The following is a 13,726-nucleotide window of genomic DNA, read 5'->3' on the forward strand; positions in this document are numbered from 1 at the left end:
TTCAGGATTATCTTGCGGCCGCCATGACGTTGCGGGCGCTATCCAGGGCCCCCAGCGGCTCTGCCGCCCAGACCCCGCGCGCCACGGCCCGCGCCATGCAATCAGCCGCGATACTGCCGATACGGGCAATCAGCCACGACCGGCTGGCAGCATCGCCGTTATCCTGCCATGCAGCCGTCGCCAGCGCAAAGATGGTGTCGCCATCGAACGGCGTGTGAACCGGCCGGACTGCACGCGCCAGCCCGTCATGCGCCATGCTTGAAATATGGCGCAGCGCGACCTTGTCGAGCACGGCATTGGTGGCGATCACCCCGATACAGGTATGAGCGCCGGCTGCCGGTGCACCGAGCCGCGATTCCGCCGCGATGCCCAGATCGATCCCGGCTGGCGCTTCCAGCCCGAAGCCGCCAAATTCAGCATTCTGTTCCCAGGGTGCAGCCCAGAAGCTGCGGTTGCCTGGTGTCAGCACGCTGCCGACCGGATTAGCCGCCACCACCGCCGCCACGACCAGACCATCCGGCTCGACCCAGGATGCGCTGCCCAGCCCGCCCTTCAGCCGTCCGGCCGCTGCGCCATAACCGGCACCGGCATTGCCCAGATCGAAGGTGGCTGCAGCGGCGGCACAGGCCTGCCGGCCGAGCTGGCGATAGGGCGGTTCCTCGCCCCAGGCCTTGTCACCGCCATTGGCCAGATCGAACAGGATAGCGGCCGGCACGATCGGCACTTTGTGGCCGCGCACATCGAAGCCACGTCCCCGCTCGGCCAGCCAGTGCATGGCGCCTGAGGCCGCATCGAGACCGAAAGCCGAGCCACCCGACAGGCAGATGGCATCCACCGCCGGCATGGCCGCTTCCGGCCGCAGCAAGTCGGTTTCGCGCGTGCCAGCCCCGCCGCCACGCACATCCACCGAACAGGCGGCGCGCGCATCCGGCAGGATGATGGTGACCCCGCTGCGCAGGTTCCGATCGACCGCGTGCCCGACCTTGAGGCCGGGCACATCGGTCAGCAGATTGAGCGCACCGGGTTTGCCCATCCGGCTTACAGGCTGGCCATCTTGGGCCCCTGGGCCGGCGGATAGCCATAGACCTTGTCCAGCGGCACCGCAGCTGGATCAATGGCATGTGCCGCCAGCTTGCCGCCCATGCAGGCGCCTTCGAAGCTGCCCACATTGAGGCCGGTGTAAATCCAGTCGCCCGCCAGAACCAGATTGGCGAAACCGGAATCCCAGGCCTTGAGGCGATGCTTGGTGCTGCCGGGCGGCGAGGTCACATAGCGCTCGGTCGGATCGATATTCGGCTTCCAGAACTGCTGTTCCAGGCGCGCGACGCCCAAGGTCTTGTCATCATCCTTCAGGCAGACCAATTCAGAGAAGTCGAAGCCGATCATGTCGCCCGGCGGATTGACCACGTTGGTGACCGACTTGGGTAGCAGGGCGCCCATGCAGGCCTGCAGATACTGCTGGGCCTGATGCTTCACGCGGGCATATTCGCGCTTGGGGTAATCATGGTCGCTGAACGGCGGCTGCTCGCCGTATTGCGGCGAAGCACCCGAGAAATACAGCAGTGACTGCGGCATCTGCTGCTTCGGCCAGGTTTCCATCGGCAGCAGGTCGGTGAAATCGGCCACACCATCGATGGGATTGACGAAGGTCGCACCGATCAGGCGGTCGTAGTTCTTGTATTCGAACGGCAGCCCCATGTCCTTCAGCGTGCGCTTCATCCAGATCTGCAGGGTCTGGGTCTGCACCGTCTTGATGGCATCGACCATGGGCGGCCACTTCGGATTGGCCTGCATCAGTTGCGGCGCCAGGATCGGCAGTGCACCGATCGAGAGGCCGCAGATCACCTTGTCGAAATCCGCGCCGGCCTTGATGCGCTTCTCGCCGACCGGTTTCCACGGCGTCCAGTAGGATTCGATATCCACCTTGGCAGCCTTCATGGCCTCGCCCTCGACCAGCTGGTCATAGAGCGGGCGATCCGGCCAGACCGCCAGCGTCTTGCCGCCGAACTTCTCAAGTGGCAGGTCGATCAGCGGATTGTAGCCGTTCACCTTGTCTTTCGGCGTCGCCTGAACATCGAACACCACTTCGCCCACACCTTCCGGGCCCGTGGTGATCTCACGCACCTTGTGGAACAGCTCGAACTTCACGCCCTGCTTCTTCAGCAGCTCATACAGCGGCGCGACCACCGTATCGCCGGTACCGGCAGCGAACAGCCAACCGAAGGAACCCAGATAGGCGAACTCGCGCAGGGTCCAATGCAGATAGGCACCGGCTGCCATGGTCGGCGCGCGCGTCGTGTCGCCATCGGGATACTGATACGACAAATTCGGCGTATTCATGCTGAGCGGTGAGGAAATCGTCAGCATCGAGCCGCCATGACGGGCGAACCAGTCGGAGAAATTCTCCTCGTCGAGATGATCGAAGCCCTTGTTGATCACGTCATCCTTGATGATGCCGCGGATCATGGTGAGGAAGTAGTCCAGCGTGATGTAGAGATGACGCAACGCGTCGCTCTTTTCCACCAGCGCTTCGACATGCTTCTTGAACCACTGCCAGAATTCATCCATCGCCTTCAGCAGACCGCCGGCCTCACCCTGCGCGATCTTGTCGGCCTCGTTGGCCAGGCGGGTAAACAGGCTCCGCGCAATGCCGAGCTCCAATATGTTCGACGGCACATTGGCGGCCGAGTGATCGAACATGCGTGCCATCAGCGTGACCAGCGCCTTCACCCAATGCTGCAGGGTCGGCATCGATTCCGGTTCCCAGGGCTTCAGGTTGTTGCGCGGCACAGTGATCGGCCAGTTCACCCAGCGATAGTCGCGGAATTCCCAGCACAGGATGGAATCGACCGGATAGAAAGCATCTTCAAAGGTGGCGAGCGGCACGCCCTTCGGCCGATCCAGCAGCCGATAGGTTTCCGTCATCATCGACAGGGTGTTGTAATAGGAGCCGAGGAAGCCATGGATGCCATGTTCCTCGATGCGGTTGCCGAAATCGGGGTTACGTCCTGTGGCACATTTACCACCCAGACGCCAGCCAAGGCAGTAAATGGTGATGTCGTATTTCTCGGCCCCGCCCGGTTGGGTCACGAGACAGAAAGCACTGGTCAAGGCGGCAACGCCACCACCGAGAATGGCAATCTTTTGCTTCTTTACGTCCGACATGGGCCCCCATCCTGTTTCTTGATCTGTATTGATGCCTGCCTGCTACGCCTTGATGTACAGAAAATATCGCTCCGCCGGAATCGCAACCGGCGACGGCTGCAGTACCAGATCAGGATGCGTCAGCTTCTGATCACTGAGCAATAGCCCGCCAGGAGCAAGCAGCGGGGGCAGCCAGCCGCTGAGCCTCGCGACCTGCCGGATATTCTCTTCGGGATTGCCCAAGCCTGCGTCGCTATGCACGAGGACTGCGGCGCCGGGGTGTTTCACCTCAAATGCAGGCAGGGTTTCAGCAAATTCTCCTAGCAGCAGCCGGTCCGCCGGAGGAATAGAACGTGGATTGGCATTATTCGCGCGATCGAATGCATAAATACGCTCGGCGCTGAGACCTGCACGCATATGATCGTAGGTCCGACCATTGCCCAGACCGATTTCCAGAACCAGACCATCGCGCGCCACCACTTCGGCAATGGCCCAGTTCAAAATGTCGCGCTGCGCCGTCAGGCGGCGCAAAAAGCTGTCCAACCGGCTCACGCGGACTCAGCCCTTTGCCTGGGCGGAGAGTTCGCGCAGGTCCGCCGTAGTGCGCTCCAGACGCTGGGCCAGCACGCGCATGATCTCGATGGCGATCTGCGGGAAGTCGGCGATCAGACGGAAGAACAGGTCCTTCTCAATCCGCAGCGTCGTGACCTCGCTGGTGGCAGTAACGGTCGCGGTCCGCGGCACATCGCAGAGGATGGCGATCTCGCCCACGAAGTCGTTCTGCTTCAGATGCGCCACCTTCAGCGGCCCGCCCGAAGTATCGACCACCACGTCGGCCTCGCCGCCGATAATGACAAAAGCCGCATCGCCGGGATCACCCTGATGAAACAGGACATCGCCAGTTTTGTAGGTCAGACGCTGACTGGTAAAGGCCAGCAGTTTAAGCTTCGACGGTTCGATCTTGGCAAAAAGCGGAATCCGCCGCAGCAGGTCGACTTCTTCGTTCAGGCTCATGATCCGCTCTCCATCACTCAGGCCCCATCTGTTCAGGCTGGGGCAAGCATCTGCTTGAAACGGCTGCTGCGGTCGCGCATTTCGGCAAACGAGCCGACCTGACTGATCCGACCGCTTTCAACCAGAACCACAACATCGAATCCTTCGGCATCGGCCGCCCGCTGCAGCGACCAGACCAGACCTGCGTCCTTGCGTGCTTCCACGATTGCCTTCAGTACGGTGGCCTGGCTGCGCGGGTCCATTGCGGCCGTGGCTTCCGACAGCATCAGCCAGTCGGGACGCTTCACCAAGGCGCGGGCAATGGCCAGCTTCTGGCGCTGCCCGGCATTCAGCCGGCCGCCGGCGATCCCCACCTCAAACTGCAGGCCGACGGCGATGATCGGTTCGCGCAGCTTGAGCTGCTCGACCACATCGGCCATCACCTTGCCGATCTTTTCCTGCGCCTGCGCCTGCCCATAGGCAACCCGACCGAACAGGATGTTGTCGACGATACTGGACGATACCGTGAAATGTTCCGGATCGAAGAAAGCGATGGCGTCCTGCCGGTTCTCCGGCAGCGTTTCGGCAAAAATCCGACGGCCCTTGAGGATTGCCGCCCGCTCCTCTTCATTGAAATGCCCCAGACGGTGGCGCGCCAGGATCAGCTTGAACGGCAGCGACATCAATCTGACGCGGTCGTCTTCCGAAACCTGATCCAGGGCTTCGGCCTTCACCCGCATCAGCATGTCCTTGTAATCCGGCAGATCATCGGACGAGATGAAGCTGAATTGCTGGAAGAAGGCGTGATCCGGCGGCAGGTCGGCGAACAGTTCAACCATGGTCCCGGCCACTTCATATCCGATTTCCAGGAAGCGCCGGCGCAGCCCGACCTGATCCAGCACCGATAGCATGTGCGGATCGCGGGCCAGATTGTCTTCGTGATAAATGCCGTTGCGCGATGTGCCGAACATCAGATTCTCGGCCACGGTGGCATTGCTGTTGTAACGCTCCGGGTCCCAGCTTTCGACCAGATCGGCGAGCGCACCATTGGTCAGGTTATCGCGGAACGCGCGGCGCGCCGCGAGGACGCGATCAGCGACATCCGGATTGGCTTCGGGGTCGACAGTGCCGCGCATGCCGATCTGGTAGACATCGTCTTCGAAGGCCGTCGCCTTCAGGGCCGCAATGGCGACAGCGGTGATCTCTTCCGGGCTCTTGGCGCCCGCTGCCTCGTAATCGGTCCAGTCGGCATCCGGATCATGCGGTGAATTGCCCGAGGCCAGCGCCTCTGCGATCTCGCGCTCGAAACGCTGCAGAACCTCACCCTCCAACTTGCGCGACTGCTGCGGCCGGTGCCGCAGTCCGAGAAACAGGTTGTCGCCCAGCGTGGTGTTGAAGACATAGCTGGCCGGACCGACATAGGCGAGACGACGTCCGGTCACCGTTTCAGGTAGATCAGCGGTGTTATGCTCGTTCAGCACGATCTTGCCGCGCGCCGGCAGCAGCGTCCGGGCCAGCACATGCATCAGCTCATCGCGGCCATGATCGCCGACCACAGCCACCCGGGCCGGCCAGGGCAGCGTCAGGCTCGCATTGTCCAGGACCGTCAGCCCCTGGTCGTCGTGCAGCACGACATTGCTGGCCACCAGCGGGCCGGCCAGCGAGATTGCCTGCTCGGGTTCGTCATGCTGGTCTTCCGGCGGACGCATGCCCTCGGGTTCGAACTGACTCACCACCTGTTCATACTTCTGTTTCACGTCTTCGCGGGTCTGGTAGTGATTCAGCAGCTCCTTCCACGGCGCCGCCATTTCCTTATGGGCATTCACCGCAGCAACAACCGTACCCACATCCATCTGGCCCCGAATGGTCAGGTAGCCGCCGATGGCATAGAAGAAAAACGGACCAAGCTGCTGAATAAAATTGTTCAGGAACTTGATCATGAACTTGCGTTGAAAAATCTCGACGCGGATCCAGTAGCTGAAGCTCAGGCGCCGGGAAAATTCCGACAGCATGCGGTTCGACACGTCATGCGTATGCAGGTCGGTCACGCCGCTGATGGTTTCTCCGATCCGGTCCGACAGGCGGCGCTGGTTCTTGATGCGCTCGCGGCCCAGCGCCCGGACCTTGGCCTGCATTTTGGGCACGAAATAGAACTGGATCGGATAGAGCGCAATGGCGGCAAACGCCATCAACGGGTTCTGAAGCAGCAGGAACCCGAAAATAACCAGCAGCATGCCGCCCTGGAAAATCGGCAGAGCGAAGCTTTCGCCAATGAAGCCGCCGATGGGCTCCACCTCGGCGATGACCATCGGAATGATCTCACCCTGGCTGGTGCGCCGGAACGTTGGCAGCGGGAAGCGCAGAATCTGCGAATAGAGACTGTAGCGCAGCCGCCGCAGCATCCGCTCGCCAGCCACGCCCTGATAGTAGTTGATGATGTATTTGAAGCCCTGCTGGACCAGCACGAGGCCGAGAAAGCCGACGCAGAGGACGATCAGGTAATCGGTATGGTCGAGGCTGTAGCCCATCCCGAAAAGGTTGACGGGAAAGCTGATGTCCTTGCCTTGGATGCCCTGGTTGACGATCGCCTTGGGCATGGCGAGGTAATAGTAGTAGGGCACGAAGGACGCGACGGAGAGCAGGGTAATGATGACCTGCTGCTTCAGGCTGTATTTGAGAATAAAGCTGTAGAGATTCTTTTCCACGACGTCTCCGAGGCCAGCCCAGACCTTAACCCATGCCCGGCACTCCGCTCAATTGCCCGGCCTGCATGGAACCGTGTCCGTTGCATGGAACGTGCCCGCAGTCACGCCATGCCCCCAACACAGCGGGGGACTGGAGCCGATCAGGGGCTTGGCCTTGCCCCCCGGCCTATGCCATAGTCCCGCAAGATTATTACCCAGCCCAGCTCCCAAAACGGGGGGACCAGCATGGTATCGCGCAGCGATGGCACCCGTGTGCTGATCTACAGCCACGACACCTTCGGACTTGGCCATCTGCGCCGGTGCCGGACGATTGCCCATGCCTTGGTCGAACGCCACAAGGACATGTCGGTTCTGATCATGTCCGGCTCGCCGATCATCGGCAGCTTCGATTTCCGCAGCCGGGTTGACTTCGTGCGCATTCCCGGCGTGATCAAGCTGCGGGATGGCCAATACACCTCGCTCAGCCTGCCGATGGATATCGAGGAAACCCTCAAGCTGCGGGCCGAGATCATCCAGCACACCGCCCGCGTCTTCGACCCCGACATCTTCATTGTCGACAAGGAGCCCCTGGGCCTGCGCGGCGAAGTGCTGGAAACCATGAAAATGCTCAAGACCCGCGGCACCCGTCTGGTGCTGGGCCTGCGCGACGTCATGGACGAGCCCAGCGCACTGAAGCCCGAATGGGAACGCAAGAACGTCATGCCGGCGCTCAAGAACCTGTATGACCAGATCTGGGTCTACGGCCTGCCGCAGTTCTGCGACCCCCTGGAAGGCATCACCCTGCCCGAGAAGGTGCGGCGCAAGGTCGTGTATACCGGCTACCTGCCACGCGATGCCGCCGAAGCGACGCCCGAGCATCAACTGCCGGAAATCACCCAGCGTCCTTTCCTGCTGGTAACTCCGGGCGGCGGTGGCGATGGCGAAGGCCTGATCGAATGGGTGTTGCGCGCCTATGAGAGCAACGAGATGCTGCCCTATCCGGCCCTGATCGTGCTGGGGCCCTTCATGCACAAGGAGCGGCGGACCGACTTCCTGAACCGCGTCGCTCACCTGCCGCGTGTCGAGGCCATCACCTTCGATGCCCATATGGAACATCTGGTGCAGAATGCCGTCGGCGTGGTTGCCATGGGCGGCTACAACACCTTCTGCGAAATCCTCAGCCTGGACAAACGCGCCATTATCATGCCGCGCAAGCGACCGCGCATGGAGCAGTATATCCGCGCCGATCGCGCACAGCAGCTCGGTCTGGTTCGCATGCTGGAAGACGACGGCGAGTATAATGCCGGTGTCATGGCCGCGGCCCTGCGCAACCTGCCGCGCCAGAACCAGCCTTCGGAAATCGTCATTCCCGGCCTGCTCGAAGGTCTGGATAACCTTGACCGCCTGGTGCAGCCCTGGCTGCGTCCCGCGGCGCGGATGGCACCCGACAACGTCGTCGAGTTGCGGGGCTGACCGCCGCTCCGGCGCAGCACACAAAGCGTATGTCAGCGTTACTTTCCCCGACCGTTGCTTTCGTTCTGAAAGGGTATCCGCGCCTGTCGGAAACCTTTATCGCGCAGGAAATCGCCGCCCTGGAAGCACGCGGCCTCGACCTCATGATCGTTTCGCTGCGCCATCCGACCGACAAGAAACGACATCCGCTGCATGACCAGATCCGGGCACGCGTACTGTATCTGCCGGAATACCTCTATCAGGAACCGCTGCGCGTCCTGCGCGGCTGGTGGAAGGCCCGCCGTCTGCCCGGCTATGACGCGACCCTGCGCCAGTGGTGGCGCGACCTGAAGCGTGACCGCACGCCCAATCGCATCCGCCGGTTTGGCCAGGCGATGGTGCTGGCCGCCGAACTGCCAGACAGCTGCCGCCATCTGCATGCCCATTTCATTCACACGCCGGGCTCGGTCACGCGCTATGCCGCGCAGATTCTGCAATATCCCTGGACGGCGTCGGCCCATGCCCGCGACATCTGGATCACACCGGAATGGGAGAAGCGCGAAAAGCTGGCCGATTGCCAGTGGGCCGTGACCTGCACTGCCCATAACGTGTCGCATCTGATGGCGCTGAGCGAGCCTGCGAAGGTTTCGCTGGTCTATCACGGACTAGATTTCTCCCGCTTCCCTGCAGCGCCGGACTGGCGACCGCGCCGCGATGGCCGCGACGTGCAGGACCCGGTGAAACTGCTGTCTGTCGGCAGGGCGGTGGAGAAGAAAGGCTATGACATCCTGCTGCAGGCGCTGGCCCGCCTGCCCGTCGACCTGCACTGGCATTTCACCCATATCGGTGGTGGCCCTCTCCTGCCGACCCTGAAAGCCCAGGCGGCGCAACTCAACCTCACCGATCGCATCATTTGGCGCGGCGCCGAAGCGCAGGATGCAGTGATCGCTGCCTATCGCGAGGCCGATATCTTCGCTCTGGCCAGCCGCCGCGACAAAGACGGTGATATGGACGGTCTGCCCAATGTGCTGATGGAAGCGCAGAGCCAGGGCCTGCCCTGCGCTGCGACCTCGATTTCAGCCATCCCGGAACTGATTGTCGATGGCGAGTCCGGCCTGCTGGTACCAGCCGAGGATGTCGGCGAGCTGACGGTCGCCCTCAATCGCCTGATCGTCGATCCCATGCTGCGCCAGCGGCTGGGCGATCGGGCCTCTGCCCGCGTGCGGCAGGATTTCGGCATGAGCCGCGGCATTGCCGAACTGGCGAAACGTTTCGGCCTTTCGGCCTGAGGCGGCGCCATGCGGATCGGTTTCTATGCACCGCTGAAACCACCGGATCATCCGGCGCCGTCTGGCGATCGCCGTATCGCGCGGCTGTTCATGGCCGCCCTGCGCGGGCTTGGCCATGACGTGACATTGCTGTCCGATCTGCGCAGCTTCAATCGCGATGGCGATCCGGCACAGGAGGCCGCCACGGCCACCACTGCATCGGCCGAAGTGACCCGGCTGCTTGCTGCCTGGAAGCAGAATCCAGCGGTCAGGCCCGATCTGCTGTTCACCTATCACGTCTATCACAAGGCCGCCGACTATGTGGCACCGGCACTCAAGGCGCAGACCGGCCTGCCCTATGTGATCGCCGAGGCCTCGGTCGCACCGAAACGCAAGGATGGCCCCTGGGCGGCCGGCTATGCACAGGCAGCCACTGCCATCCGCGCAGCGGACACCATTCTGGCCATCACCGCGCTGGATCGTATCTGCCTGAATGACTTCGCCGGGACGAGCAAGGTCACTCCCTTCCCGCCCTTCCTGGAAACCGGCCTGTTCATGACGGGGGCGGCGCAGCGTGACGACCACCGCCGCACCCTGGCCGAACGCTTTGCCCTGCCGGCCGCAAAACCCTGGCTGCTGGCTGTCGGCATGATGCGCAGCGGCGACAAGCTGGCATCCTTCCGCCGGCTGGCCGAAGCACTGCCGCTGGCACTTCAGCATGACTGGCACCTGCTGCTGGTCGGCGACGGGCCCGAGCGGAGCGCTGTGGAGACAGCTTTCGCGGTGCTGAAAGATCGCGTGAGCTTTATCGGCCAGCTGGAACCGGACCGGCTATCGGCGCTTTACGCCGCCAGTGACCTGTATGTCTGGCCTGCCGTCAATGAAGCCTATGGCATGGCGCTGCTGGAGGCGCAGGCGGCAGGCTTGCCGGTGCTATCCGTCAATACCCGCGGCGTTCCCGACATCGTGCGCCACGATATCAGCGGCTGGCTCGCACCGGACGATCAGCCCGCCACACTGGCCGTCGCACTGAACATGCTGCTGGCCGATCCGGTCCTGCTTAAACGTCTGGCGTATGAAGCGCCGCGTCATGTCGCCGCCAATCACGCGATGCCGGCGGCGCAGATGCGGCTGAATGCCATATTCGACCGTCTGGGCCTGACGTCATGACCCGGCTTGTCCTGCTGCGTCATGGGGCAACAGAGTGGAATGCGGCGAAGCGGCTGCAAGGACACGCGGATATCCCGCTCTCCGAGACGAGTCGCGCGGTATTATCCACCCGCACCATCCCCGCTGCGTATCGCTACCATCCGTGGTTCGTCAGCCCGCTGCTGCGTGCGCGCCAGACCGCCGAAGTCCTGCATCTGCAGGCGACCGTGGAACCGGCGTTGATCGAGATGCACTGGGGCGATTATGAAGGCCATACGCTGGCCGAACTGCGGACCCTGCATGGCGATACTTTCGCCGCCAACGAGGCGCTTGGCCTGGATTTGCAGCCACCCGGAGGCGAAAGCCCGCGCATGGTGCAGCAACGCCTGCTACCCTGGTTGCGCAACCTGAAAGCCGATACCGGTGCAGTGACCCACAAGGGCGTGATCCGCGCCCTGCTCGCGCTGGCCTTCGACTGGCCGATGCAGGGCAAGCCGCCGGTGAAACTGGACTGGCACTGCCTGCAGGAATTTCGCATAACCGAAGACGGCCGGCCCGAGCTGCTGGCCGCCAATATTCCTCTGGAGTAACGCCATGTCCGCGCCGCGCGTCATGATCTATGTGCAGCACCTGCTCGGCGTCGGGCATCTGCACCGCGTGACCGCCATCGCCCGGGCTTTTGCCCGCCACGGCAGTCCCGTGCAACTGGTATCCGGCGGCATGCCCGATCCCACCCTGCACGGGCTGGATGGCATTACCTTCGTGCAACTGCCGCCGACCCGCGCCAAGGATGCCACCTTCAAGGTCCTGTTGGACGAGACCGGGGCCATCGTCACCGATGCCTGGCGCGCCAACCGCATCACTCGGCTCCAGTCGGTCTTCGATGACTTCGCACCCGATGCACTGCTGACCGAACTGTTTCCCTTCGGCCGCCGCCCGATGCGCTTCGAGCTGCTGCCGCTGCTGGCGCATATCCGCAAGATGCCGAAACGTCCTCTGGTGCTCTGCTCCGTGCGCGACATCCTGGTCGACCGCACCAAGCCGGAGCGCGACCTCGACAGCATCCAATGGCTGCAGGACTACTACGACTACGCCCTGATCCACGGCGATCCGACGGTGGTGCCGTTCGAAAAGACTTTTCCGCTGGCCGAGCGCATCAAAGACCAGCTGCGCTACACCGGCTATATCGTCGAGCAGCATGCGGTGCCGAAGACGGATGCCGGCAAGGATGAAGTGCTTGTCTCGGCCGGCGGCGGCGCCGTCGGCCTGCCGCTGTTCCGCATGGCGCTGGCTGCCCGCCCACTTTCGGCAGCGCGCGACAAGCCCTGGCGCATCCTTGTCAGCCCCCATGAAGACCCGACAGCGGTCGACGATCTTCGTCGGCTTGCCGGTGCCGGCGTCATCATCGAGCATGTGCGCCCCGATTTTCCAGGCATGCTGCGGCATTGCCTGCTGTCGATCAGCAAGGCCGGCTACAACACCGTGATGGAAACATTGAGCAGCGGCGCACGGGCGATTGTCGTTCCCTTCGCCGGTGGCGAGGAAACCGAACAGGCCTTGCGCGCCGAACTGCTGGCCGAACGCGGTCTGCTGCAGGTGCTGCGCGAAACCGATCTGACACCCGAACGTCTGGCCCAACGCATCGATCAGGCGCTCGCCATGCCCAAGGCAGCCGGCGCCGGCATCCGCCTCGATGGCGCAGACGAGGCCGTGCGCCTGGTGAATGACCTTCTGGGCAAGCCGCGCTGATGGAGGCCATGGCCACATGGGCGGACCTGCAGGCCGAGCTTGATCGCTGGGCTGCCGGAGACCGTGTGGCCAATATCTGGTGGCGTGACGACGATGCCATTGAGGTCACCCCGGCGCTGGAACGGCTGCTGGCCCTCCATCACAACACCGGTGCACCCCTGGCATTGGCCATCATTCCCGCCCGGGCCCAGCCCACGCTGGCTGCCCGGCTTATGGATATGCCCGGCATTGCTGCGCTGCAGCATGGTTTCGCGCACCAGAATCACGCAAGGGTGACGGCCAAGAAATCCGAACTGCCGGCTGACCGTCCGCTGCCACGCCGGCTGGATGATCTGCGGGCCGGACAAGACCGTATGAAAGATATGTTCGGCAGCCGCCTGCAGCCGATTCTGGTGCCGCCCTGGAACAGGGCCGCCGAGGACCTGTTGCCGGCGTTGCCGGCCCTGGGCTTCACCGCGATCTCGGGCTTCAAACCACGATCGGCATACTGGGCCGCCATGGATCTGACCTGGCTCAACACGCAGGTCGATCCGGTTGACTGGCATGGCGGAAACGCCGCAATCGGCGCGGCGCGGGCACTGCATGCCGCCTGCACTATGCTGCGCGGCATGCGGCTGGATGAACTGCCGCTGCAACCTCTAGGATTGCTGACCCATCATCTGCGCCATGACGAGGCTGTCTGGGATTTCATAGGCCGCTTTTTCGAGGTCACACGCCATCCGGCCATACGCTGGATCGATACGGCGTCGGCGCTCGGGGTCGGCCGCCCGGCCGACGTCATACCCCCGTCATGACCCGCCTGTATTACCCGGTCTCCCGGCTGCTGCCGGATTACCTGCGCGCCGGTCTCGGGCTGGTTATGTGTCTGGGACTTCTGTTGTTTGCCGCTCCCCAATCTGTCATTTTTACGGTGTTAGCCGGATTAAGCCTGTTACTGACCTGGCTCGGCGCCGTCACGTTATGGCGCCAGCAGACCGAGATCGCACTCGACGCGTCAGGCGTGACACGGACCGGCCGATGGGGTTTGGGAAAGCGGTTGGTCCTGCCATGGCCCGAGGTCCGGAAAGTGACCTTGCGGTATTATTCGACCCGCCGCGACCGCAGCGAAGGATGGCTGCGGGTGACCATTGAGGGGACTGGGGGAACTTTGCGCGCCGATAGCGAGTTGATCGGTTTTCCGCAACTGGTTGGCCAGGCATTCGCCGCGGCCGAGCGGAATGGTGCTGTCATTGACGACACATCCCGCCTCAATGCTGAGCATCTGCATGCCACAAAGGGTCTCTGAAT

12 protein-coding genes are annotated in these 13,726 nt (G+C 63.0%); 7 read left to right on the plus strand and 5 right to left on the minus strand.

Going from position 1 to position 13,726, the window contains the following annotated elements; translation table 11 throughout:
* Nucleotides 1-7: 7 nt before the first annotated feature.
* The 5 genes from AC1RRE_RS13140 to AC1RRE_RS13160 are packed head-to-tail and all read right to left on the minus strand — an operon-like array spanning nt 8 to nt 6,842.
* Entirely contained in the window at nt 8-1,033 is a 1,026-nt protein-coding gene (locus AC1RRE_RS13140; RefSeq protein WP_492981637.1) for a P1 family peptidase, read from the minus strand.
* Nucleotides 1,034-1,038: 5 nt separating this feature from the next.
* Entirely contained in the window at nt 1,039-3,165 is a 2,127-nt protein-coding gene (locus tag AC1RRE_RS13145) for an NAD(P)-binding protein (RefSeq protein ID WP_492981638.1), read from the minus strand.
* A gap of 42 nt (nt 3,166-3,207) precedes the next feature.
* Nucleotides 3,208-3,696, minus strand: coding sequence for a class I SAM-dependent methyltransferase (locus AC1RRE_RS13150; protein WP_492981639.1), 489 nt, complete (start codon nt 3,694-3,696; stop codon nt 3,208-3,210).
* 6 nt (nt 3,697-3,702) lie between these two features.
* Nucleotides 3,703-4,158, minus strand: coding sequence for a cyclic nucleotide-binding domain-containing protein (locus AC1RRE_RS13155; RefSeq protein ID WP_492981640.1), 456 nt, complete (start codon nt 4,156-4,158; stop codon nt 3,703-3,705).
* Between the two features lie 32 nt (nt 4,159-4,190).
* Nucleotides 4,191-6,842, minus strand: a complete 2,652-nt coding sequence (locus AC1RRE_RS13160) for an ABC transporter transmembrane domain-containing protein (protein WP_492981641.1) — start codon at nt 6,840-6,842, stop codon at nt 4,191-4,193.
* A 225-nt stretch (nt 6,843-7,067) separates the two neighbouring features.
* Between AC1RRE_RS13160 and AC1RRE_RS13165 the strand changes: the two genes are divergently transcribed.
* The 7 genes from AC1RRE_RS13165 to AC1RRE_RS13195 are packed head-to-tail and all read left to right on the plus strand — an operon-like array spanning nt 7,068 to nt 13,724.
* On the plus strand, nt 7,068-8,294 hold the full coding sequence (locus tag AC1RRE_RS13165; RefSeq protein WP_492981642.1) for a glycosyltransferase family protein: 1,227 nt from the start codon (nt 7,068-7,070) through the stop codon (nt 8,292-8,294).
* A 29-nt stretch (nt 8,295-8,323) separates the two neighbouring features.
* Nucleotides 8,324-9,562 carry a glycosyltransferase gene (locus AC1RRE_RS13170; RefSeq protein ID WP_492981643.1) on the plus strand — a complete coding sequence of 413 codons (1,239 nt, stop codon included), beginning with the start codon at nt 8,324-8,326 and terminating at the stop codon, nt 9,560-9,562.
* A 9-nt stretch (nt 9,563-9,571) separates the two neighbouring features.
* Nucleotides 9,572-10,711, plus strand: a complete 1,140-nt coding sequence (locus AC1RRE_RS13175; RefSeq protein WP_492981644.1) for a glycosyltransferase family 4 protein — start codon at nt 9,572-9,574, stop codon at nt 10,709-10,711.
* The gene (locus tag AC1RRE_RS13180; RefSeq protein ID WP_492981645.1) at nt 10,708-11,280 is read left to right on the plus strand and encodes a histidine phosphatase family protein; all 573 of its coding nucleotides are present in this window, start codon (nt 10,708-10,710) and stop codon (nt 11,278-11,280) included. Before AC1RRE_RS13175 ends, AC1RRE_RS13180 begins: the two co-directional genes overlap by 4 nt.
* Before the next feature lie 4 nt (nt 11,281-11,284).
* Nucleotides 11,285-12,439, plus strand: coding sequence for a glycosyltransferase family protein (locus tag AC1RRE_RS13185; RefSeq protein WP_492981646.1), 1,155 nt, complete (start codon nt 11,285-11,287; stop codon nt 12,437-12,439).
* Nucleotides 12,440-12,447: 8 nt separating this feature from the next.
* Nucleotides 12,448-13,233 (plus strand): polysaccharide deacetylase family protein, encoded by a 786-nt coding sequence (locus AC1RRE_RS13190; RefSeq protein ID WP_492981647.1) that lies wholly within the window; start codon nt 12,448-12,450, stop codon nt 13,231-13,233.
* On the plus strand, nt 13,230-13,724 hold the full coding sequence (locus AC1RRE_RS13195; RefSeq protein WP_492981648.1) for a hypothetical protein: 495 nt from the start codon (nt 13,230-13,232) through the stop codon (nt 13,722-13,724). Before AC1RRE_RS13190 ends, AC1RRE_RS13195 begins: the two co-directional genes overlap by 4 nt.
* The last annotated feature ends 2 nt before the right edge of the window (nt 13,725-13,726 follow it).

This window comes from Ferrovibrio sp. GW821-FHT12D07 (assembly GCF_058807275.1).

Bases quoted from the DNA above. Each gene is read 5' to 3' on its own strand.
- AC1RRE_RS13140 (WP_492981637.1), bottom strand. From the start codon at position 1,033: ATGGGCAAACCCGGTGCGCTCAATCTGCTGACCGATGTGCCCGGCCTC.
- AC1RRE_RS13145 (WP_492981638.1), bottom strand. From the start codon at position 3,165: ATGTCGGACGTAAAGAAGCAAAAGATTGCCATTCTCGGTGGTGGCGTT.
- AC1RRE_RS13155 (WP_492981640.1), bottom strand. From the start codon at position 4,158: ATGAGCCTGAACGAAGAAGTCGACCTGCTGCGGCGGATTCCGCTTTTT.
- AC1RRE_RS13165 (WP_492981642.1), top strand. From the start codon at position 7,068: ATGGTATCGCGCAGCGATGGCACCCGTGTGCTGATCTACAGCCACGAC.
- AC1RRE_RS13170 (WP_492981643.1), top strand. From the start codon at position 8,324: ATGTCAGCGTTACTTTCCCCGACCGTTGCTTTCGTTCTGAAAGGGTAT.
- AC1RRE_RS13175 (WP_492981644.1), top strand. From the start codon at position 9,572: ATGCGGATCGGTTTCTATGCACCGCTGAAACCACCGGATCATCCGGCG.
- AC1RRE_RS13180 (WP_492981645.1), top strand. From the start codon at position 10,708: ATGACCCGGCTTGTCCTGCTGCGTCATGGGGCAACAGAGTGGAATGCG.
- AC1RRE_RS13185 (WP_492981646.1), top strand. From the start codon at position 11,285: ATGTCCGCGCCGCGCGTCATGATCTATGTGCAGCACCTGCTCGGCGTC.
- AC1RRE_RS13190 (WP_492981647.1), top strand. From the start codon at position 12,448: ATGGCCACATGGGCGGACCTGCAGGCCGAGCTTGATCGCTGGGCTGCC.
- AC1RRE_RS13195 (WP_492981648.1), top strand. From the start codon at position 13,230: ATGACCCGCCTGTATTACCCGGTCTCCCGGCTGCTGCCGGATTACCTG.